Annotated in this window: 21 protein-coding genes; 16 read left to right on the top strand and 5 right to left on the bottom strand. The window is 43.8% G+C overall.

Going from position 1 to position 22639, the window contains the following annotated elements:
* Positions 1-45: 45 nt before the first annotated feature.
* The 3 genes from L0P88_RS09300 to L0P88_RS09290 form a co-directional block, all read right to left on the bottom strand.
* Positions 46-2418, bottom strand: a complete 2373-nt coding sequence (locus L0P88_RS09300; RefSeq protein WP_247134315.1) for a TonB-dependent receptor — start codon at positions 2416-2418, stop codon at positions 46-48.
* A gap of 299 nt (positions 2419-2717) precedes the next feature.
* Positions 2718-3038, bottom strand: coding sequence for a hypothetical protein (locus L0P88_RS09295; protein WP_247134314.1), 321 nt, complete (start codon positions 3036-3038; stop codon positions 2718-2720).
* 153 nt (positions 3039-3191) lie between these two features.
* On the bottom strand, positions 3192-3524 hold the full coding sequence (locus tag L0P88_RS09290) for a hypothetical protein (protein WP_247134313.1): 333 nt from the start codon (positions 3522-3524) through the stop codon (positions 3192-3194).
* A gap of 735 nt (positions 3525-4259) precedes the next feature.
* Between L0P88_RS09290 and L0P88_RS09285 the strand changes: the two genes are divergently transcribed.
* Positions 4260-4532, top strand: coding sequence for a hypothetical protein (locus tag L0P88_RS09285; RefSeq protein ID WP_247134312.1), 273 nt, complete (start codon positions 4260-4262; stop codon positions 4530-4532).
* 236 nt (positions 4533-4768) lie between these two features.
* Here the strand turns inward: L0P88_RS09285 and thiL are convergent, their stop codons facing one another.
* Complete coding sequence (gene thiL / locus L0P88_RS09280; protein WP_247134311.1) at positions 4769-5821, bottom strand: thiamine-phosphate kinase; 1053 nt, start codon at positions 5819-5821, stop codon at positions 4769-4771.
* 61 nt (positions 5822-5882) lie between these two features.
* Here thiL and L0P88_RS09275 point away from each other — a divergent pair, with 61 nt between their 5' ends.
* The 13 genes from L0P88_RS09275 (at position 5883) to L0P88_RS09215 (ending at position 17810) form a co-directional block, all read left to right on the top strand.
* On the top strand, positions 5883-7148 hold the full coding sequence (locus L0P88_RS09275; RefSeq protein ID WP_247134310.1) for a choice-of-anchor B family protein: 1266 nt from the start codon (positions 5883-5885) through the stop codon (positions 7146-7148).
* 12 nt (positions 7149-7160) lie between these two features.
* Complete coding sequence (locus L0P88_RS09270) at positions 7161-8501, top strand: hypothetical protein (RefSeq protein WP_247134309.1); 1341 nt, start codon at positions 7161-7163, stop codon at positions 8499-8501.
* A 364-nt stretch (positions 8502-8865) separates the two neighbouring features.
* Positions 8866-9195 carry a HesB/IscA family protein gene (locus tag L0P88_RS09265; protein ID WP_247134308.1) on the top strand — a complete coding sequence of 110 codons (330 nt, stop codon included), beginning with the start codon at positions 8866-8868 and terminating at the stop codon, positions 9193-9195.
* Positions 9196-9205: 10 nt separating this feature from the next.
* Positions 9206-10651 carry a Fe-S cluster assembly protein SufB gene (gene sufB, locus L0P88_RS09260; protein ID WP_247134307.1) on the top strand — a complete coding sequence of 482 codons (1446 nt, stop codon included), beginning with the start codon at positions 9206-9208 and terminating at the stop codon, positions 10649-10651.
* 65 nt (positions 10652-10716) lie between these two features.
* Positions 10717-11469 (top strand): Fe-S cluster assembly ATPase SufC, encoded by a 753-nt coding sequence (gene sufC / locus L0P88_RS09255; RefSeq protein ID WP_247134306.1) that lies wholly within the window; start codon positions 10717-10719, stop codon positions 11467-11469.
* A gap of 113 nt (positions 11470-11582) precedes the next feature.
* Complete coding sequence (gene sufD, locus L0P88_RS09250) at positions 11583-12899, top strand: Fe-S cluster assembly protein SufD (RefSeq protein ID WP_158776428.1); 1317 nt, start codon at positions 11583-11585, stop codon at positions 12897-12899.
* A gap of 76 nt (positions 12900-12975) precedes the next feature.
* Positions 12976-13614 carry a porin family protein gene (locus L0P88_RS09245; protein ID WP_247134305.1) on the top strand — a complete coding sequence of 213 codons (639 nt, stop codon included), beginning with the start codon at positions 12976-12978 and terminating at the stop codon, positions 13612-13614.
* 3 nt (positions 13615-13617) lie between these two features.
* Positions 13618-14844, top strand: coding sequence for an aminotransferase class V-fold PLP-dependent enzyme (locus tag L0P88_RS09240; RefSeq protein WP_281499726.1), 1227 nt, complete (start codon positions 13618-13620; stop codon positions 14842-14844).
* Positions 14845-14906: 62 nt separating this feature from the next.
* Positions 14907-15329 (top strand): SufE family protein, encoded by a 423-nt coding sequence (locus L0P88_RS09235; protein WP_247134304.1) that lies wholly within the window; start codon positions 14907-14909, stop codon positions 15327-15329.
* 4 nt (positions 15330-15333) lie between these two features.
* Positions 15334-15663, top strand: a complete 330-nt coding sequence (locus L0P88_RS09230; protein ID WP_158776431.1) for an iron-sulfur cluster assembly protein — start codon at positions 15334-15336, stop codon at positions 15661-15663.
* Positions 15664-15796: 133 nt separating this feature from the next.
* Complete coding sequence (locus tag L0P88_RS09225) at positions 15797-16300, top strand: DUF2480 family protein (protein WP_247134303.1); 504 nt, start codon at positions 15797-15799, stop codon at positions 16298-16300.
* A 140-nt stretch (positions 16301-16440) separates the two neighbouring features.
* Complete coding sequence (locus tag L0P88_RS09220; protein ID WP_247134302.1) at positions 16441-16785, top strand: hypothetical protein; 345 nt, start codon at positions 16441-16443, stop codon at positions 16783-16785.
* Positions 16786-16883: 98 nt separating this feature from the next.
* Entirely contained in the window at positions 16884-17810 is a 927-nt protein-coding gene (locus tag L0P88_RS09215) for a DUF3078 domain-containing protein (protein WP_247134301.1), read from the top strand.
* A 234-nt stretch (positions 17811-18044) separates the two neighbouring features.
* Here the strand turns inward: L0P88_RS09215 and hflX are convergent, their stop codons facing one another.
* Positions 18045-19259 (bottom strand): GTPase HflX, encoded by a 1215-nt coding sequence (gene hflX / locus L0P88_RS09210; protein WP_247134300.1) that lies wholly within the window; start codon positions 19257-19259, stop codon positions 18045-18047.
* Between the two features lie 66 nt (positions 19260-19325).
* On the opposite strand from hflX, the gene L0P88_RS09205 reads away from it, so the two are divergent.
* A complete protein-coding gene (locus L0P88_RS09205) occupies positions 19326-20294 on the top strand; it encodes an endonuclease (protein WP_247134299.1) in 969 nt (322 codons plus the stop codon).
* Between the two features lie 152 nt (positions 20295-20446).
* On the top strand, positions 20447-22639 hold the full coding sequence (locus tag L0P88_RS09200) for a S8 family serine peptidase (protein WP_247134298.1): 2193 nt from the start codon (positions 20447-20449) through the stop codon (positions 22637-22639).

Here is a 22639-nt window from a genome sequence, read left to right as displayed (position 1 = left end):
TTTTAATCTTCATTTTTTCATTTATAATTAGGTTCATTCTTCTTTTTAAAGGGATATAGGTATCTGCACGGATAGTACGATGTTCCGTCCCTGTTCGGGTAAATTGAGCAATCGGTACCGACTTATATGGTTAAAATAGGCGGTGTCCAAAAGGTTATTGGCGCTTAGCCTGAATTTCGAATTTTGACCAAACAGCCTTGTCGAAAAGCCCAAACCGGCATTAAGGATAAAGCTGTCCGGTGTGGTCCTTTCATTCCTATCCGTTTGGTTCTGTTCAAAATTGTAGCGGCCCAGAACAAATAGGTAACCATTGTTCACAGTCTTTGAATTGGGCAAAACCCCGTATTCCAGACCCAGTTGCACGGAAGGTGGAGGGGTAAGTGGCAATGGCAAGCTACTGTCCAGATTTAGGTTTTGGACAAAATCGATGCCCAGATCTACCTTCAATCCAAAAGGAAGGTAGTAGCTGCCCGTAATCTCAAAACCATTGAACAGGGCATCCTCCTGGCGGTATTGCCATAGGGTGCCCCCCGAGGCCAAAGGCGAAAAGGTACCAGTTGGGGATAAATAAATATAATCGGTGTAGTACCCGAAAAATGCGGAGACTTCAAGGGACAGGCCCTTTGATCGGTGCAAGTAGGTAACATCGGCCTGATAACCCCTTTCCATACCCAGGTCAGGATTGCCCACTTCGTGCCTAAAGTTGCCATGGTGTACCCCATTACTGGACAGTTCTATGGCCGTAGGAAACCGAAAGCTATTGCCCAGATGAAGTTTCCAGAGATTTTTTGTGTTCATTTTATAGGTGGCTCCAAGTGCCCCACTAAGGTTGTTGAACCGCCGATCAAATGCCGGGGTACGCTCATCGAATTCACCCGTGGGCAATAAGGTGCCCCGGTCATAAATAGGCTGTAGGTGCTGTTCAATGTCGTGCGTTCCCATGTCGTAACGAATCCCTGCGTTCACGGTCCACTTTGAGGAGAGGTCCCATAACCGATAATGAAAGAGACCCATTTGGAAACTTTGGAAGACGGGAAGTAAAAACTCGAACCCGTCGTTTTGGTTGTCCATATATTGTAACTGCATCCCAAAGAGGATTTCATGGTCGGGCTTCGGGTTGATTTCATACCGCAAATTGGCCGTGTAGGTATCCAGATAAAGCCCTAGGGCCAAATTGGAATTGGCCAGTTCCGGGGCTATCCCATGCGCTCCGGGAAAGGACAGTTCTTCCCGGATATTGCGTTGGTAACCCAAATCCACTTCCAAGCGATCCCTGCCCAAGGAGAGGGTCGTGTTACTCGTAAGCATATGGTGGTGGTTTTCTTGTCGTGGGACATCAATATTCCTGAACTCACCATTGTGCTGCAGGTTATAGACCCGGGGCAAACCGATGGCTCCCGTAAAAATGCCCGCTCTTTGGTTGAAGCTGGTGAACCGCAAACTCGATTTCAAGTTTTTGGTTCGATAGCCTACCGAACTGCTAAAATGCAATTCCGAACCAGCCGTATTTTTAAGTCTGTTGTCAAATATGGGCAAGTTGAAGCCTGCATAGGTAAATTCATTGGAGGGCACCGTATAGTCACCATAATCCTGATGGGTGGCCCTAACACTGTAAAACCATTTTTCCTGACGGCCTTTCCACTCCAACGAATTGGATATGGCCCCGTTATTGGACTGGTACATGGTGCGGTATTCCACGGTATTCCCATTTTCTGCCAGGGGTTCGTTCTCCTTAATGTTGATGACACCTCCCAGGCCATCGGAACCAAAGAGCAAGGAAGCGGGACCTTTGATGACGTCCACCTGTTCCACATCAAATGGGTCTATTTCCAGTCCATGATCCGCCCCCCATTGCTGTCCCTCTTGCTTTATGCCCCTGTTGTTGACCAAGATTCTGTTGAATCCCATTCCCCGGATCATGGGTTTGGCAATCCCTACCCCAACGTTCATGGTATTGAGTCCCGGAAGGGTGGCCAGGGCTGCGGAAAAGGTCCCTGAACTGTTTCGGGAGATAAAATCCCGATCAATCGAGATGATGGACTGCGAATTATTGATCACCTTCTCCAGGATACGATGTTGCACTAAGGTCACTTCCCGTAGATCGGTCACAGCATCGGTCATTTTTATCCTGAGGGGCGACAAATCTTTAAGGGCCGATAAGTCAAGATGCACCGTATGATAGGTAATATGGGTTACCTCCAGATAGGATATGCTGTCCCTTTCCGAAAACGGGATGGCGAAACGACCCCGGGAATCGCTTATCGCGAACCTTTCCGTGGGATGGAGTTGAACCATAGCCGCTTCAATGGGTTGACCTTCACTGTTGAGCACAAATCCGGAGATTTGTTGTGAATGACCTGAAAGGCAACTAAAAAGGGCCACCAGTAAAAACGGTGGGGCTAACCAATGGTATAACATGTGTTGTCGATTTTTATGGAACCATCATTTACACGATTTCCGAGAATCTTTAAATGGCCAAACATTGCCAAAATGAAATTGTCCGGTGCCATGGGTTTTGGAACAAACTGATTTTGGTCATGGGCGTTAAAAACTCAAAAAAGAACATACTCGCATGGAGAGGCCGGATGCCTTGGCGAGAAGGGATAACATGGTTTTTGAACATTACCAATCTTACGGATAAAACCAAAGTTTGTCTATAGGAAACATATGGTTTAGACTTCAGGATATGCTAAGGCAGTATTCGGTAAAAAGCATAATTATCCCTTTATGTAAAAGGGTGGGGCCTTGTTGTTATAATAATAGGAAAGGTGGGTTTTCCGATATGGCGCCTTGTAGTGCGCAGGCCTTTTTTCCCATTTTAGGGATAGAAGTGGTGTGAAAACCAAATCCGTATGGGCCGTTGCCTGTAGGGGCATGCCCTGTTTTGCACTTAGGATGAATGCGCATTGCCCACAATGCTCCATGTCCTCATGGTCATGGGAGCAAAAATGGGCGATGCTGTGCAGATTCACTACTCTTAGCAATAGAAAACTTGCCAAGAAAAAGAGTGCTATGATGTTTTTCCAGTGCGTCTTCAAGACGATTACCTGAATATATTGGTTAAGTCAAAAGTATCATGGTACAAGAAGCCCTATAAAATATCAACAAGCACAATGGTCTGGACCAGTTGTCAACAAACAGGGCCTCTTGCCCTCCATGGGGCAAAATGAAATATAAAACCGGAGGAGGTTTTATGAAGAAAACGAGGGAGGGGCCCTTAATCGGGCATTGGTCAGTGTAAAGCAATTAATAGCTGTGCAAAAAAAATGCTTTTCGGCAGTTTCCGGATAGCTATGTGACAAGAGTTCTGGAAAAGCCGAAATATCATAAGTGAATGAGGCGAGTTGAAAATGGCACGTCAGACAATCGTGCCCTGCTTCTTGAAAATCATCCACATCAAGCGTAAACGTATGATGTTCATGCGCCTCACAATGATGCGAAAAACGGATTGCCAAAGGAAACAGTAAAATTGACACCAGTACAAAGGCCGAAATACCCTTTCCCACATGTTTCCACAATCCCATATACGCTCTTTTCGATGTGGGGGCAAAGATATGAAACTAGGGAGAGAAAATCATTGGAAATTAATAAAAGGAAATGCATAAATGGTTGAATACCCACGCTGTTTTTTTGGTGACGCAAGGCAGGGTAGTCGGCCCATAAAGCAGCTATTTTGCAGAACTGAAAAATCGTCTTGGGAAACCATCGGATTTGCGTTCTATTGTCAGTTCTTTTTAATGATTTTATTGGCTAAGATTTCGCTGTGCAACCACGGTCCGTGATTTAGGCTTTTAGAAACATTTTCCTACAATTGGCATTCCAATGAAATGATTGCGACTATGGAGATCAAACCAATTTTTACTTGGAACCAAATACCATACGTCGAAACCACGTTAATTTAACCCCTTTTGAATCAAGGGAACCGATCGGGGCTATGGCACTGAACACAGGACAAAAGTAAGAGTAATACTACATTCGTTTACGTTTTGAGGTTCAATGCTTTAAAATGATTTGTTAAAACGCTTTGATTTTGTATATTGATAACCATATCGATTCATCGATTTTATGAAACGCTTTGTCGATTTTGTGCAGTTCATCGAAAAAACAAAAAATTTTGGCATGGCATCAAAATAAAGGAGATTTAGCAATCGTTGCCTTTTAAAAGAACCAAACCCGCGTTGTTAACGCAATGGAATAATAACTAATCATTGCATTATTCGGTCCCCAAATCGAAACATGCAACTAACTTTTTGAAGCCTATGAAAAATACCATTACCCCCGATGGCAACAAAATCACTGGTATCTTCTGCAACTTCTTCGGCCATCATTTTGTGGTATCCAAAAAAGTGACCGAGCATATTAAGGAGTACAAGTGTGTCCACTGTCAGAAACAAGTGACAACGGATGAACGTGGCAAACTGTCTCCACTTACTGCCAAATTAAAGGAAATCAATAAAACGTTGGAGGATATGTACCACCGTCGCAACAGAAGGCGCGCAGTGGGTCATCCGGAACGTAAGCAAGTTGCCTGATCCGGCATTGAAAGGAATTCAAAGGTATTCCTGGAGATTAAGTGTGCCCCTTATTTTATCCGTCACCTGCCCCAAGACCGTAAAATTTGGATAGCCCTTAATTTTCCGGGATTTTTTGTTTTAAAGGGGACACTACTACAAATTCCTTGAAAACGTGGGACTGGGCTTTGTCCCAAAAGGCCATACCAGGACAGTTTCCATTGAAAATGGGAAATAGGGAATTATGGACTTCGGGTTTATTCATTCCCGGTAAATGAATTCCAACCTTGGGCCGTCAACGGAATTTTAGAACCATTTCTTGAGATAAGGTGGGCCCCCTCATTCCTGTGGGTCATATGCCCAATAACCGTAAGATTTGGATTTCCCTTGATTTTTGGGAATTCTTTTTGGTCAATGGTAAACAACAGCTCGTAATCTTCCCCACCACTAAGGGCAATCATGGTACTATCCATCTTAAATTCTTCTGACGTGGATATAACCGTTGGATCCAAGGGTATCTTATCCTCATATAAATTACAACCTACTTCACTTTGCTCACATAGGTGCAATATTTCAGAGGAAAGTCCATCACTGATATCGATCATACTTGTGGGGTGAACATCCAGTTTTTCCAATAATTCCACAATATCCTTTCTGGCCTCCGGCTTTAATTGGCGCTCCACAATATAACTATAGGGCTCCAGATCAGGTTGGTTATTGGGGTCGACCTTAAAAACTTCTTTTTCCCGTTCCAATACCTGCAGGCCCAAATAGGCCCCACCTAAATCCCCGGTTACCACCAATAGGTCGTTTTCCTTGGTGCCAGATCGCATTACCAATTCCTCCCCACTTGCTGCACCCAGAGCCGTTACAGAGATAAGCATGCCTTTGGTTGAGGAGGTGGTGTCCCCGCCAACTAAATCAACCCCATATATGTTGCAAGCCAGGGCAACTCCGGCGTAAAACTCCTCCAAAGCCTCCAAGGGGAAACGATTGGAAACGGCTATGGAGACCGTAATCTGTGTGGCTATGGCATTCATGGCATAGATGTCCGAAAGGTTTACGATAACGGACTTATACCCCAAGTGTTTTAAGGGCATGTAGCTTAAATCAAAATGCACGCCCTCAACCAATAGGTCCGTGGAAACTATTGTTTTTTCTGAGGAAAAGTCGAGCACGGCGGCATCATCCCCAACCCCTTTAATGGATGAAGGGTTGACCAATTCAAAATCCTTTGTCAGATGTTTAATAAGACCGAACTCCCCTAGCTGTTGCAACGGGGTGCTGGATTGGTTTTTATCTTCTAGCATTTGGCAAAAATAACGGCAATTCCTGAAAGTCGTATCTTTACTTAACAGCAATTTAAAAGGGATGAATCGAAGTTTTATAGGCTTGTTGATCCTTATGGTTTTTGGGGTGTGGGCCTGTGGATCGGACCAGGACGATGATGGGGTGGTGCCAGTTGATAACCTGGATCCAGGAGGGGATGGAAATGGCGATGGCTCCGTTGGTACGGGAGCGGTTCCCTGTGAAAATGGAATGGCCGGGGAATTCCCCTGCAATGGCTATGATCTATTGGGCAGAATTGAACATTCCGTTTTTTCGGCCAGTGAAGGAAATGATATTTGGGGCTGGACGGATAGTACCAGCGGAAAGGAATACGCCTTAATTGGTCTGGACAATGGAACGGTCTTTGTGGACATCAGTGATACGGATAATTTGATTTATCTCGGAAAATTGCCAACCGCTACCACCTCCAGTATTTGGCGGGATGTAAAAATATATCAGGACCATGCCTTTATTGTATCCGAAGCAAATGGACATGGGATGCAAGTTTTTGATTTGACCCGATTAAGGGATGTGGCCGACCCACCTCAAAACTTTAGTGCCGATACCCGATATACAGACATTGGCAATGCCCATAATGTAGTCATCAATGAAGCCGTGGGATTTGCTTACCCCGTAGGGACTGCCCGCAATGACGCCTTTGGTGGGGGAGTGCATTTTGTGGATGTCCAAAACCCTAGTTCCCCTACCGGTGTCGGGGGATATGGAGGTAATGGTTATACCCACGATGCCCAGGTGGTTACCTATACAGGACCGGATACGGATTATACGGGGCGTGAGATTTTTATCGGAGCAAATGAAAACCAAATTGCCATTGTGGATATCACGGACAAATCCAATTCTACCCTAATCTCAAATTTGGACTATCCGCAATTGGGGTATACCCACCAAGGGTGGTTTACGGAAGATCAGCGCTATTTTTTGTTGGGGGATGAATTTGATGAAATCAATTTCGGTTTCGATTCCAGGACTTTGGTCTTTGACCTGACCGATTTGGACGCTCCACAATTGCACATGACCTACACTGGGCCCACCGCAGCTGTCGACCATAACGGTTACGTGAAAGGGAACGAATTCTTCCTGGCCAATTATGCTGCGGGAATGCGGGTATTGGATATCTCCGCCATTGGAAGCGGGAGCATATCCGAAACGGGTTTCTTTGATACGTTTCCCTCAAACAACAATGCGAGTTTTAACGGGGTCTGGAGCGTTTATCCGTATTTTGAAAGTGGTAAGGTGATCATTAATGATTCAAATACTGGTTTCTTCGTGGTGAAGAAATCGGAGTAATCAACTGCAGCTATGAAAAGAGTATCCTATTTTTTAATGGTAATCCTTGGTGTTTCCTGCTCGGAGGACTCCATTAAGATTGAAGGGAACGACCCGATCCCCAACACCCTTAAAAATGTGGTTTGGACCAAAAACTTTGGAGGTTCGGGATACGATTCTGCGCGTTCCATTATACAGACCACCGATGGCGGATTTGCCATTTTGGGAATGAGCAATAGTACGGATGGGGATCTTTCGTCCAAAAACCTTGCGGTGAATGATTATTGGTTGGTAAAATTGGATATGGATGGAGATTTGGAATGGCAGAAAACCTATGGGGGCAGTAAAGATGACCAGGGACAGCAGGTTATTCAGACCTCGGACGGGGGGTATGCCATAACAGGTTATGCCATGAGCGATGATGGGGACGGAAGCAATAATGAAGGCTTTCATGACAATTGGATCTTACGATTGGACGCTGCCGGAAACATCCTGTGGGAAAAGAGCTTTGGCTTTTCTGGGCATGACCATTCCTATGATTTGGTGGAAACCGTTGATGGGGGATTTTTCTTCTCCGGATTTTTGGATGTGACCTCTTCCAATGGCGAGGGCAGCACGGACAAAGGTAGGTTGACGGCCCATGGGGTAGGGGAGTTTTGGGGTACTAAAATCGATGGCGATGGCAATTTACAATGGCGCAAGTTTTTTGGGGGAACCAATAACGACCGCTCTTTTGGGGTGGTCAATGCCCATGATGGAGGTTACATTTTGGTTGGAGCCTCCGAGAGTGATGACTTCGATATTGGCAATCCAAAGGGCAGCTATGACTTTTGGGCAGTGAAAATCAATAAAAACGGAACTTTTGTGTGGGAAAGCTCCTTTGGGGGTACCGGCATTGACCAAGCCCAGGATATCGTTGCCACAACGGATGGGGGTTATGTCATTACAGGCAACACCTTTAGTGAGGACACCCAGGTCACCAAAAACAATGGGCAATCCGATGTTTGGCTCATAAAAATAGATGATAATGGTCAATTGCTTTGGGAAAAATCCTTTGGAGGTGCAGGTTTCGATGCTGCCCACAGCGTACGATTGACCATGGACGAAGGATTTTTGGTGTGCGGGAATTCCAAGAGTTTTGATGGGGACCTGGCCGAAAATTTCGGGGAAAATGACATTTGGGTCTTTAAAACGGATGCTTCCGGCAATTTGGAATGGGAAAAATCCCTTGGGGGATCAAACCTGGATTTTGGATATGATGCACTGGAAACCGCCACTGGGAATGTGGTGGTCATTGGTGAAACCACAAGTCAGGATTTTCCTGAAATTCAGACCAAAGGAGGGATGGATATGGTGGTCATCAACTTGCAATAATTCCCCTAATACAATAATTCGCTGAATACCTAGAAAATTAAAGGTTTTTGAGCCAAACCCAAGCTGGATTTTTCTACCAATATTTTGTTTAACCTTTCCATAAAAAAAGTTTATCAGATTATACGTTATAATAATGTTAGAAATCCCGGAATTGATCGACATATCGTCTATATTTGTGGACTATTTAGAATTATGCTAGATAAGGATTGGTTTTACATTCAAGGTCAAAGATGGTTTTTAGGGTATTGAACCGCTGGAATTTTGTCTTATCTTGATAAAGGGGAATGAAGAAGGAAATGAAGTAAAGAATGAACAAGCCAATAATAAGAACCGATGTTTTTCTAACATCTAATCCAAGTAAAACATGATTAAAGTCTCAGAAAACGCGAAACGAAAAGTGGTGACCTTGATGACCGAAGATGGCTTCGATGCCGCCAAGGATTATGTTCGAGTGGGTGTAAAGAGTGGAGGTTGTAGTGGATTGTCCTATGAGCTGGATTTTGATAATCAAATTCAGGAAGGGGATAAAGTATTTGAGGACAACTCAGTTCGGATCATTGTAGATAAAAAAAGTTTTTTATACCTGGTTGGAACTACCTTGGAGTATTCCGGCGGGTTAAACGGTAAAGGATTTGTATTCAACAATCCCAATGCCCAACGTACCTGCGGTTGCGGGGAAAGTTTTTCACTTTAAAAACGGGAACATGGCCTATACAGAAGAAGAATTAAAAAAGGAACTTGAAACCAAAGAATATGAGTACGGGTTTTATACAGAAATAGAATCCGATACTTTTCCGAAAGGATTGAATGCTGATATAGTACGAGCAATCTCCAAAAAGAAGAATGAGCCTGAATGGATGACCGAATGGCGTCTTGAGGCGTTTCGTATTTGGGAGTCTATGGAAGAACCGGAATGGGCCAATGTACATTATGAAAAACCAGATTTTCAGGCCATCAGTTATTATTCTGCTCCAAAAAAGGCCGATCCCAACAAAACCATGGATGATGTGGATCCCGAATTATTGGAAATGTACCGAAAACTAGGTATATCTTTAGATGAACAAAAGCGCCTTCAAAACGTTGCGGTTGATATTGTGGTAGATTCGGTTTCAGTGGCAACTACCTTTCAAAAGACGTTGGAGGAAAAAGGAATTCTTTTTATGCCCATTTCAGAAGCAATTCAAAAGCATCCTGAATTGATTAAAAAGTATATGGGTACCGTAGTCCCTAAAACGGATAATTTTTATGCTGCATTGAACTCTGCGGTTTTCACTGATGGGTCTTTCTGTTACATTCCAAAGGGAGTAAAATGCCCTATGGAGCTTTCAACTTATTTTAGGATCAATGAGGGCGGAACAGGCCAGTTTGAACGCACTTTGGTCATTGCTGATGAGAGCAGTTATGTGAGTTATTTAGAGGGTTGCACAGCTCCTTCGCGCGACGAAAACCAGTTACACGCAGCAGTGGTTGAGCTGATAGCATTGGATGATGCGGAGATTAAATATTCCACCGTACAAAACTGGTTTCCCGGCGATAGTAATGGAAAAGGAGGGGTATACAACTTTGTGACGAAAAGAGGTCTATGTGAAAAGAATTCAAAAATATCATGGACCCAAGTGGAAACGGGCTCCGCCGTAACTTGGAAATACCCTTCTTGTATCTTAAAAGGGGATAACTCTGTTGGGGAGTTTTATTCCATCGCAGTGACCAATAATTTTCAACAAGCGGACACAGGGACCAAAATGATCCATTTGGGGAACAATACCAGGAGCACCATTATTTCCAAGGGGATTTCTGCAGGGAAGTCCCAAAACAGTTACCGAGGTTTGGTACAGGTGAACAGCAGGGCGGAAAATGCCAGAAACTTTTCACAATGCGATTCCCTATTGATGGGCAACGAATGTGGCGCACATACCTTCCCCTACATAGAGGCCAAAAACAAATCGGCACAAATTGAACATGAGGCTACCACAAGCAAGATTGGGGAAGACCAAATTTTCTATTGCAACCAACGGGGCATCGATACAGAAAAGGCCATCGCCCTTATTGTAAACGGTTTTAGTAAGGAGGTATTGAACAAATTGCCCATGGAGTTTGCCGTGGAAGCACAGAAATTACTGGAAATCAGTTTGGAAGGTTCCGTAGGATAAATCCAAAGATCATGCAACGTATGCCCAAGGCACCAAAATATTTAAAATAACCGTAGTTAATAGTTATGTTAGAAATCAAAGATTTACACGCCAGTGTTGAGGATAAAAAGATTCTGAAAGGAATAAACCTTACCGTGAACCCTGGGGAGGTACACGCCATTATGGGACCCAACGGTTCCGGTAAGAGCACATTGGCCTCGGTAATTGCCGGGAAAGAGGATTTTGAGGTAAAAAAGGGAAGCATTTCCTTGGAAGGGGAGGATTTAGAGGAATTGGCACCGGAGGAAAGGGCCCATAAAGGCATTTTTATGTCCTTTCAATACCCTGTGGAAATTCCGGGGGTAACCGTGACAAACTTCATGAAAACGGCCATCAACGAAAGTAGAAAAGCAAAAGGTTTGGAGGACATGCCTGCCAATGAAATGCTCAAGTTGATCCGGGAAAAGTCCGAAATGTTGGAAATCGATAGAAAATTCCTTTCACGCTCCTTGAACGAAGGTTTTTCCGGAGGGGAGAAAAAGCGCAACGAAATCTTTCAATTGGCCATGATGGAACCCAAATTGGCCATTTTGGACGAAACGGATTCCGGATTGGATATTGACGCCTTGCGCATTGTGGCCAATGGTGTGAACAAATTGCGGAGCAAGGACAATGCCATTGTGGTCATTACCCATTACCAAAGATTGTTGGAATACATTATTCCCGATTATGTGCACGTGCTTTTTGATGGGCGAATTGCAAAGTCCGGTGGAAAGGAACTGGCTTTGGAACTGGAGGAAAAAGGTTACGATTGGATCAAGCAAGAAGTAGTCGTGTAATATGTTCATTCCCGAGCTTGCACCAAGCCAGGTCAAAGTGAAGCAGGGAATCCATCGAAATAAGGAAAACAAATCAAAAATTCCTGCTTTGACAGGAAGGACAACAATAGCATATGGATTTAAAAGATAAACTGGTATCGTCCTTTTTGGCATTCGAAAGTAAAGTTGATGTCAACCATCCCGTTCATGATATCCGTTCAGCGGCCATTAAAAATTTTGAGCTCAAAGGCTTTCCAAACAAAAAGCAGGAAGCTTGGAAGTATACTTCGCTGAACAATTTGCAGAAGATTGATTTCAGTGTGTTCCCCAAGAAAGAGAATGTACTGGAATATAAGGATGTCAAAAAGTACTTTCTTCACGAAATAGATACCTATAAAATTGTGTTTATTGACGGTATCTACAGTAGCTACTTATCCGAGACCACGCATGATGGCGTCGATGTTTGTTTAATGAGTTCTGCCTTGACAAAGCCCATGTACAGACAGGTCATCGATGTTTATTTTAACAAGGTGGCCTCCAAAGACGAATCCTTGACGACCCTGAATACGGCTTTTAGCAAAGAAGGGGCCTATATCTATATCCCCAAAAACAAAGCACCCAGAAAGCCCATTCAAATTCTACATTTAGCTACGGGTAATGAGGCTGCTTTGCTATTACAGCCCCGTAATTTGATCATTGCAGAGGAAAATGCGGAACTTCAGGTAATAGAACGGCACCAAAGTTTAACGGAAAATGCAGTTTTCACGAACTCCGTTACCGAAATTTTTGCGGCCAAAAGCGCGAGGATAGATTATTACAAGGTTCAAAATGATAAGGAATCGGCCACTTTGGTGGACAACACCTATATTGACCAGAAAGACACCAGTAATGTTAGCGTGCATACGTTCTCGTTTGGCGGAAAACTTACCCGGAACAATTTGAATTTTTATCAAGATGGGGAACGTATCGATTCTACCCTCAAAGGGGTGACCATCCTTGGGGAAAAACAACATGTGGACCATCATACCCTGGTACATCATGCACAACCCAATTGCGAGAGCCATCAGGATTACAAAGGTATTTTTGGGGAAAAATCCACAGGGGTCTTCAATGGAAAGATCATTGTGGATAAGATTGCCCAAAAGACCAACGCCTTTCAACAGAACAATAACATATTGATCAGTGATCAGGCAACGGTAAATACCAAACCGCAGTTGGAGATTTTTGCCGATGATGTCAAGTGCTCCCACGGTTGTACCATAGGCCAATTGGATGAGGATGCCTTGTTTTACCTACAGTCACGGGGTATCCCTAAAAAGGAGGCAACCGCCCTTTTGATGTATGCCTTTGCGAACAATGTTCTGGAGAGCGTGCGCATACCGGAGTTAAAAACACGAATCAATTCCCTTATCGCCCAAAAGCTTGGGGTCAGGGTCGGTTTTGAAATGTAGGTAATGTCATTCCCTACGAAAGTAGGGTTCCCATGAAAGGTTGCCTTATTGGAAAACCAAGAACCGATTTGCTGGAATGAAAAGAAAACTGTTCTTACTTGTACTTTTATCGCTTTCCATAAAAGTTGGTCAGTCACAGGACAAGAAATTTGGTCTTATGGGCGGCGCGAATTATTCCAATGTATTTGGCGATCTAAAGGATAATTTTGATGTCGAACGGAGGATTTCGTACCATGTCGGGGCCTTTTCATTTTTAAGTTTATCCGATAGAATAGCATTTTCTCCGAGGGTGGCCTATTCCTCCCAGGGATATCATATTGAATTTGGATTACGGCAGACCCCAAATGAACCACTAACGCTTTTTGAATTTACTACTCGTTTGAACTACTTGAACGTTCCTTTACTGTTGAAGTATTATTTGAAGCCCGACTTTTCAATTAATTTTGGCCCTCAATTGGGATTTTTATTAAATACGGTAACTGTAAACAAAAACACTTCAGGGCCTTCATTGGGTGATGATACCACAAGGATTTCGGGAGATTTTAGGGTTGATTATGGGCTTAAGGTGGGAGCTGCATATGCAATCACTCATGATGTATTTGTAGAACTGAATTACTTTCAAGGATTCTCCAACATTTCAAGGGACAGTATTATTCCCACCGAATCCAACAACAATTCAGTATATCAGTTATCCGTGGGGTATTTTCTATTTTAGATTATGGCAAAAACAACACTGGCTCTCCAAAAAATACGTAAGGACTTCCCTATTCTAGATCGGGAGGTCAATGGAAGACCCTTGGTCTATTTTGATAATGCGGCTACTTCGCAAACACCGCAACAGGTCATTGATGTTATTGTACACTATTATCAAAACTATAATGCCAATATCCACCGGGGGGTACATTTCCTGTCCCAGGAAGCTACGGATGCATATGAACAGGCACGGATCAAAATCCAAAAACACTTTAATATCGGCAAATCCCATGAAGTGATTTTCACTTCTGGAACGACCCATGCCATTAATCTGGTGGCCAATGGTTTTTCCGGTTTTTTAAAATCAGGGGACGAGATTTTGGTGTCCGCCATGGAACACCATTCCAACATTGTGCCCTGGCAAATGCTCTGTGAACGTACCGGCGTACAGTTGAAGGTGATTCCTATGAACCAGGATGGGGAATTGGTTATGGACTCGTATCACAATTTGCTTTCCAATAGGACAAAGTTGGTATTCTGCAATCATGTGTCCAATGCCTTGGGGACAATCAATCCCATAAAAAAAATTATAGATGCCGCACATGCTGTGGGTGCCGCGGTATTGGTGGACGGCGCACAGGCAGCACCACATCTAAAAGCGGATGTTCAGGCATTGGATGTGGATTTTTATACCGTTTCCGCACATAAAGTATGCGGACCAACGGGAGTGGGTGTGCTCTATGGAAAGGAAGAATGGCTCAACAAACTTCCGCCATACCAGGGCGGTGGTGAAATGATTGCCGAAGTTACTTTTGAAAAAACCACCTATGCCGATCTGCCCCATAAGTTTGAGGCAGGAACACCCAACATAGCAGGGGGTATTGCCTTTGGTGCGGCCTTGGATTATATGAACAGCATAGGTTTTGAGGCCATTGCGGCCTATGAGGAAGAGCTTTTGCACTATGCCACTTCGGAATTAAAGAAGATAGAGGGCTTAAAAATATATGGGGAGGCCTCCCAAAAAGCGGCTGTGGTCTCCTTTAATATTAAAGGGATACATCCCTACGATATCGGGACTATTCTGGATAAACTGGGCATTGCCGTCCGTACGGGCCACCACTGTGCACAACCCATTATGGATTTTTACCAAATTCCGGGAACGGTTAGGGCAAGTTTTAGTTTTTATAATACCAAAGCAGAAATAGACGCACTTGTAGCGGGAGTACAAAAAGCTCGGAACATGCTTATATAAAGAATTCCCAAAGGAATTGAACAACCGTCATTCGCTTTGTACTTTTGCATAAAAATTTGAACATGGGTATCCAAGAAATTCAGGAAGGGATTGTGGACGAATTTAGTTTGTTCGAGGACTGGATGGAAAAGTATGAATACATGATAGGATTGGGGAAATCCCTTCCCTTGATAAAAGAAGAATACAAAACCGATGACAATATCATAAAAGGCTGTCAGAGCAAGGTTTGGGTACATGCGGAACTGAATGACGACCGATTGGTTTTTACGGCAGATAGTGATGCCATTATCACCAAAGGCATTATTGCCATATTGATCAGGGCTTTTAGTAATCAAAAGCCTCAGGACATCATAGATGCGGATACTGGATTTATTGATGAAATAGGGCTTAAGGAACACTTATCCCCAACAAGGGCAAACGGTTTGGTAAGTATGATAAAGCAATTGAAGCTTTACGCCATTGCCTATCAGACACAATTAAACTAAGGAAATGAGCGAAGAAGTAACGATAGATACTACGGAACTGGGTGAAAAAATCGTTAAGGTTTTAAAGACCATTTATGATCCTGAAATCCCTGTGGATATTTATGAATTGGGGCTCATATATGACGTTTTGGTCAATGAGGAGTATGAAGTGAAAATTCTAATGACCTTGACTTCACCCAACTGTCCCGTGGCGGAAACCTTGCCGGTAGAGGTGGAGGAAAAGGTAAAATCCATAGATATTTTAAAGGATGTTGCGGTAGAAATCACCTTTGACCCGCCCTGGACCCAGGATTTGATGAGTGAAGAGGCCAAACTGGAACTGGGGTTGTTATAGCATGTTGTCATTCCGCACGTGATACGGAATCCGTCTAAGGATTGAAGCAGATTTCTGCTTTCGCAGGAATGATGGATTAACGAAAGAAGATATTTGGCCCAATCAAACGGTGAACAACAAAAACTGAATTCTGATGTCTGAAATAGTAAATAGGGTAGCCCAAAGCAAATTGATCACCTTTGATTTGGAAGAATTGTATCCAACAGGTCAGCGATTGGTCCTGGACATTAAGGACTGGCTTTTTGAAGGGCTTATTTTAAGGGAAAAGGAGTTCCGAACCAAGGCGTTGGAACATGATTGGACGCAGTACCAAGATCACTATGTGGCTTTGACCTGCTCATCGGAAGCCATAATTCCGGGTTGGGCCTATATGTTTCTGGCGTCCCGCTTGGGACCGTTTGCCAAAAAGGTGGTGGTTGGTGATTTGGAAACCTTGGAAACGGCGATTTATCAAGATGTCCTGCGGGATTTGGATGTGTCCACTTTTAAGGATAAACCGGTTATTATAAAAGGGTGTTCCCATAAGCCCGTCCCCCAGAATGCCTACATTTTTGCCGTGGAAAAGATCCAGGAGGTCGCCAAAAGTGTAATGTACGGGGAAGCCTGTTCTTCGGTGCCTATTTTTAAACGGCGGTAGATTTTTGACCTGACCCATACAGGATTACGGGGAATACAGGATTCAATTTTAACACTACCAGGGGAATCCCAAACAGCGCGCAACTTTTTTGGGAATTCCCATCTAGAAAGCAGAACACCAATCCACCTTAATTCAATACATTGAAAACAAAAATAGTTACTGGATTTTTGCTTCTTTTGGGGCTGGTCATGGGATGCTCCGAAGATGATAATGACCCTGAATTAGGCTGTTTTCAAGAAGAAGGTCGCAGAATAGTGGGCACCGTCGATAATGGTAGCGGAACTATTGGACGCTGTATTTCGGCTTACACTATTGCCCCAAATATGGGGGTATCAATCAGTGCCACTGGATTGTTTGCCCCTTGTAATCTTACCGAAGAATTTCAAGAAGAGGGGATAAACGTCGTGTTCAGCGGTTTTATTTACGAGTCGTTCGAAACAGAAGATATCTGCGCAGACTTTTTTGAAATTACGGAAATACGATGAATGGACCAATAAGTCAATTTTAAGAGAAGGTAAATTATTTTTTGCCCTATGTGACTATTCTTACATTTGCGTTTCTAATTCCATAAACACTAAACACTATGAAAAAAGCAGTCTTAGCATTACTTGCTTTGGGGGGAATGCTATGTGCCCATGCCCAGACCGAGGATGAGCTAAAAACACAATTGGCTGAAAAAAAGGATTCCATTGCTGCTATCCAGGGGAGGGTAGATGCCATTCAAGCTCAAATTGATGCTCTACCAGGCTGGAAAATTGGGGCATTTGGTACCATTGGTGGAACCATTTCCCAATTCAACAATTGGTTTGCACAGGGCACGCCAAACAACAATGCCGGAAACATTGGCATTACGGGCAATGCTTTTGCCAACCTACAGCAGGAGAAGTTCTTTTGGAGAAATGCCCTGACCACAAATTTGACATGGGTAAAGATTGACGATAAAGATGACCCCAATGACGATGATAGTTTTCAACCCACTACGGACGTTTTCAACCTTTCCTCCCTTTATGGTAGAAAATTGAGCGAAAAATGGGCCGTTTCGGGATTGATGGAATATCGCACTACATTGTTGAACAACTTTAATGACCCCGGCTATCTGGATTTGGGTGTAGGGGTCACCTGGACGCCCATTACGAATCTGGTTGTGGTGATCCACCCATTGAACTACAACTTTGTCTTTGCCGAGGACGATACCATTTTCAATTCATCGGCAGGGGCAAAAATCCTAGCGGATTACACAAGGCAAATAGGAGCAATCAGCTTTAAAAGTAATGTATCCATATTTGCAAGTTATGAAGACAGTGACCTTAGCAATTGGACCTGGACAAATGGATTTGCCTATACGTTATGGAAAGCCATTGGGGTTGGTTTCGACTTTGGATTGCGCAGCAATAAACAGGAAGCCTTGAACTACGAAGTAAATACCCTTGGCAATACCACCGCCACTTTTGATACCATTGATAACGAACTCCAAACATTTTGGACCTTGGGACTCAGTTACGCTTTTTAAAAGAGCACCCTTTGAAGCACAGATAAAAAAGCCCTTGGAATTCCAAGGGCTTTTTCGTGAGGTAAGCTCAGTTCGTTTGGTTGATTATTATAGTTGTTTTTAGCGGTTTTTGGGGGTAACCCTAAAATCACGTGCAATGTAAGGTGTACATTTTTAAGTTGAATTTTTTTGATGTAAAACAGCGGAATGTTGTTGTTTGCAAAAAATTGGATTTTCTGACAGAAAAATTAAGGTTTAAGCGTATTCGTCCAGATTTTCCGGATACAAAAAGTTGTTGTAGGGAAATCGGGTAACGTGAATACGGCGCACTTCCTGGTAAACCCGCTTTCTAAAATCGTCCAGATTCTCCTTGTTCAATGCCGAAATGAACAGGGCCCTGTCGCCAATTTTATTGAACCATGTCTTTTGCCATTCCTCCAAAGTAAAATGGGATTTGGTTCGTTCTGTTTCCAGATCGCCCTCTTCAATAACCTCCGGTTCATACTGATCGATTTTGTTAAAGACCATTATGGTCTTTTTATCCGAACTTTCAATTTCATCCAAAATCTTGTGAACCGATGCAATATGCGCTTCAAAATTAGGGTGGGAAATATCCACTACATGCAACAGTAAATCGGCTTCGCGTACCTCATCCAAAGTACTTTTAAAGCTTTCTACCAATTGTGTAGGGAGCTTTCGTATAAAACCTACGGTATCACTCAATAGAAAGGGAAGATTTCCGATAACCACTTTTCGTACCGTGGTATCCAGGGTGGCAAAGAGCTTGTTTTCCGCAAAAACATCGCTTTTGCTTATCACGTTCATCAAAGTGGACTTTCCTACGTTGGTATACCCCACCAGGGCCACACGGACAAGGGCACCACGATTGCCGCGCTGGGTCTCCATCTGACGATCGATCTTGGTCAACTTTTTTTTGAGCAAAGCGATCCTATCCCGCACAATACGTCTATCCGTTTCAATTTCGGTTTCCCCGGGACCCCGCATTCCAATTCCCCCCCGTTGCCTTTCCAAGTGTGTCCAAAGCCCGGTAAGCCTGGGGAGGAGATACTCATATTGCGCCAATTCCACCTGGGTCCTTGCATAACTGGTCTGGGCGCGCTGCGCGAAAATATCCAGAATTAGACTGGTTCGATCCAGGATTTTGCACCGAAGCAGTTTTTCAATATTATTCTGTTGGGCGGGGGTGAGTTCATCATCAAAAATGACGGAACCTATATCATTTTCCTTTACATAGGTCTGTACTTCCTCCATTTTTCCGGTCCCGATATACGTTTTTGGGTTGGGCACTTCCATACGTTGCACAAACCTTTTGCTTACTTCCCCTCCAGCAGTGTAGGTAAGGAATTCCAGTTCGTCCAAATATTCGGTAACCTTTTCCAAACTTTGATTCTTATTGATTACCCCAATAAGTATCCCTTTTTCCAGTGTAATGGCTTTCTTTTCGAGCATAGGTACAAAGCTACATATTGTTTGGCTTTCATTTTTGTATTTTGGTCATTCCAATACGTACATGGCATGTCCCAAAACAGGTATAATGGCAAAAACAAGGAATGTATCATTGCATTCTACAATTTGGAAAACCTTTTTGATACCCATGACGACCCCTATACTTTGGACGACGATTTTACACCAAAGGGATTCAAGAAATGGCGGGATGGACGGTATCGTTCCAAAATCAAAAAATTGGGAAGGGCCATATCGAAAATTGGGGAGGAAGAAGGGTTGCACCCGCCTGTATTGGTCGGTATTGCGGAAGTGGAGAATGACAAAGTGGTCGAAAAACTATTGGGGACCAAATACCTTAGGGACATCCCTTACGATTATGTACATTTTGACTCCCCGGATGAGCGGGGCATCGATACCGGGCTCGTTTTTAACAAGGACCATTTTACGGTAGAGCAGGCAGAGACCTTGCCCTTACTTATTGAAGATGACGAGGGTGATAGGGATTACACCAGGGACATCCTTTATGTTAGAGGGCTATTGAACGGAGAGGGAATCCATGTTTTTGTAAATCACTGGCCCTCAAGAAGAGATGGCGCGGACGAGACCAAATACAAACGTATTGAGGCTGCAAATACCATTCTAAGGAAGCTAACATCGATAAATGATAGGGCAGAAAATCTGAATGTTATGATCATGGGGGATTTTAATGATGACCCAAATTCCGAGAGTATCGAGACGCTGCTGACCTCAGGATATTTCATCAATCCCATGCAAAAACTCCTGTCCCCGCAGACCGGGAGTGCCAATTATAAGGGAAAATGGAGTTTGTTCGATCAAATTATCCTTTCACATAGTTTTCTAAACCATGAGCCAGGAACACATATTTTTCAACAGGCGGCCATCTTTGCACCCCGTTTTCTGAAAGAGTGGAAGGGAAAGTATAAAGGAAACCCATTCCGAACTTTTGTGGGCAAAAAATATATCGGGGGCTATAGCGATCATTTCCCGGTCTATGTCGTGATGCGTTTCAACGACTAGTAAATAAGAAAATTCTTACTCACCACAGGAAAACGGCTTTTCACCACAACTGGTGGGGCCACACTATACCAATCACCGAAATAAATGCGCATTTTATCGGAAGGTTTTGGTTTTTAAATAGATTTGTAGTCTAAATCTTACTCAATCAAATTATGAATAATGGCAGACCTTCCTGGTACAGCGGTCAATATCCGTTTTTTTTAGTACTGTTCTTTTTTCTTCAGTTTGCCATTGCACAAACCATACAAGAGACGGCCGATATTTCTGCGAAGTATGACCAGATTGAACTGGAGACACTTATTGACCATTTTAAAAACGAATGGCAACGTAAAAGTAAAAACCTTACTAACAAGGCCATCCAAGGACAATGGGCGGTGAACTCCAAACAACAGGATGGTACTACGGTTGCCTTAAACGATATTGGTGATGATGGAACGCCATTGTACTATACCACGCACATGGAACCTACAAGCAAGGTGTCCAGGGCGGAGGCGTTGTACTCCGAAGGTATTTTGGATTTGGATCTTTCCGGTAATGGAATGAAGGTGGGGGTTTGGGATTCTGGAACGGCGCGATTGACACACCAGGAATTTGGTACAAGGGTTACGAATAGGGATGGAGGGGATGTAGATGACCATGGTACTTTGGTTACGGGAACGGTGGTATCGGCCGGAATCAAAAAAAATGCGAGGGGAGTGGCTTATGAGGCCGAAGCTTTAGGTCATGATTGGTCCAGGGATAGGATTGAAGTTACTGAGGCGGCCGCCAACGGCCTCTTACTTTCCAATCATTCCTACGGCATAAAAACGGATAGGGTACCGGATTGGTATTTTGGGGCTTACATCAAGGTTTCCCAGGATTGGGACAACATCATGTACAATGCACCGTACTATCTCATGGTCGCTGCTGCCGGCAATGCCCGGAATTCCTTTGATAATGAATCCCCAAATTTTGGAAGGACCCAGGATGGTTTCGACCTGTTACTTGGTTTTACCACATCAAAAAATGGTTTGGTCATTGCGGGGGCAGATGCCCATATCGACGGTAAAGGGCAACTGAAAAAAGCCAATGTTTCCAGCTATAGTAGTTTTGGCCCTACGGACGATGGACGGATTAAACCGGATTTGGCAGGGGACGGAACCCTGGTCCATTCCACTACTGCCGATAGCAATACCAGCTATAGTTCGTTCATGGGAACGTCCATGGCAGCCCCAGGGGTCACGGGATCTCTTTTGCTTCTTCAGGAGTATCACAAAGAGCTTTATGGAAGCTATATGCGGGCCGCTACCTTAAAAGGGCTTGCCCTCCACACTGCCGATGATGTACAGGAGCCTGGTCCGGATTACAAAATGGGCTGGGGTGTCATCAACACAAAAAAAGCAGCGGAAGCATTAAGGAATAAGGACTTTAGCAGTTTGATCTCAGAAGAAACATTGGTCCAGGATAAAACATATTCAATTACCATAAAAGCCAATGGCACCCAAACACTGTCCGCTTCCATTTCATGGACCGATCCGGCAAGTGACACAGTGAACCGGGGCGATTTAAATTCGCGGATAGCGGCCTTAACCCATGATCTGGATATTAGGATTACCCAAGAGGGACGCACTTACTGGCCATGGAAATTGGACCCTGCCAAAGCAGCAAGCCAAGCGGCAAAAGGGGATAATACGGTGGATCCTTTTGAAAGGATAGATATTACCAACCCAAATGGAGAATATACCATAACCATTACCCATAAAGGAAACCTTAAAATGGGAGAACAGGACTTTTCCTTAGTGGTTACCGGGGCGGAATTGACCTCCTGTACATTGGAAGCTCCCGAAGAATTTGTTATAGCGGTCAATGAAGAGGACGGACCATTGTTACAATGGGCTCCCTCCGCTGAAACCCTCTATGAATTGCACTATAGAAAAGAAACGGAAACGGATTGGGAAACCAGCACCAGTTGGGAAAATAGCTTTCCATTGCATGGACTCGAATACGGAGAAAGCTATGTGGCCAAGGTACGTTCCGTTTGCTCACAGAATTTGGTTTCGGAATTTTCGCGGGAAATCGAATTTACCTATGAAGGTGATGCCACGGTTATTGAGGAAAATACCCCCCTATCGGTAACTGGGGACCTATCGATCCAGGTCTATCCAAACCCTGCGGACAATGAATTGCAAATTCGTACAACACTTTCCGGGGATGCCTTTTTTTCAGTGGTTTCAACTGCGGGCATAACACTAAAAACGGGTAAGGTCCAGGGAGCCATAAATGTGGCCGACTTGGCCAGCGGCCTTTACATCGTCACAGTGCAGGATTATAACGGTCTAAAAAGCACCAAATTTTTTAAAAAATAG

It is taken from the genome of Muricauda sp. SCSIO 64092, assembly GCF_023016285.1.
Classification (GTDB): domain Bacteria; phylum Bacteroidota; class Bacteroidia; order Flavobacteriales; family Flavobacteriaceae; genus Croceivirga.
This window is presented reverse-complemented; position numbering and strand designations above follow the sequence as displayed.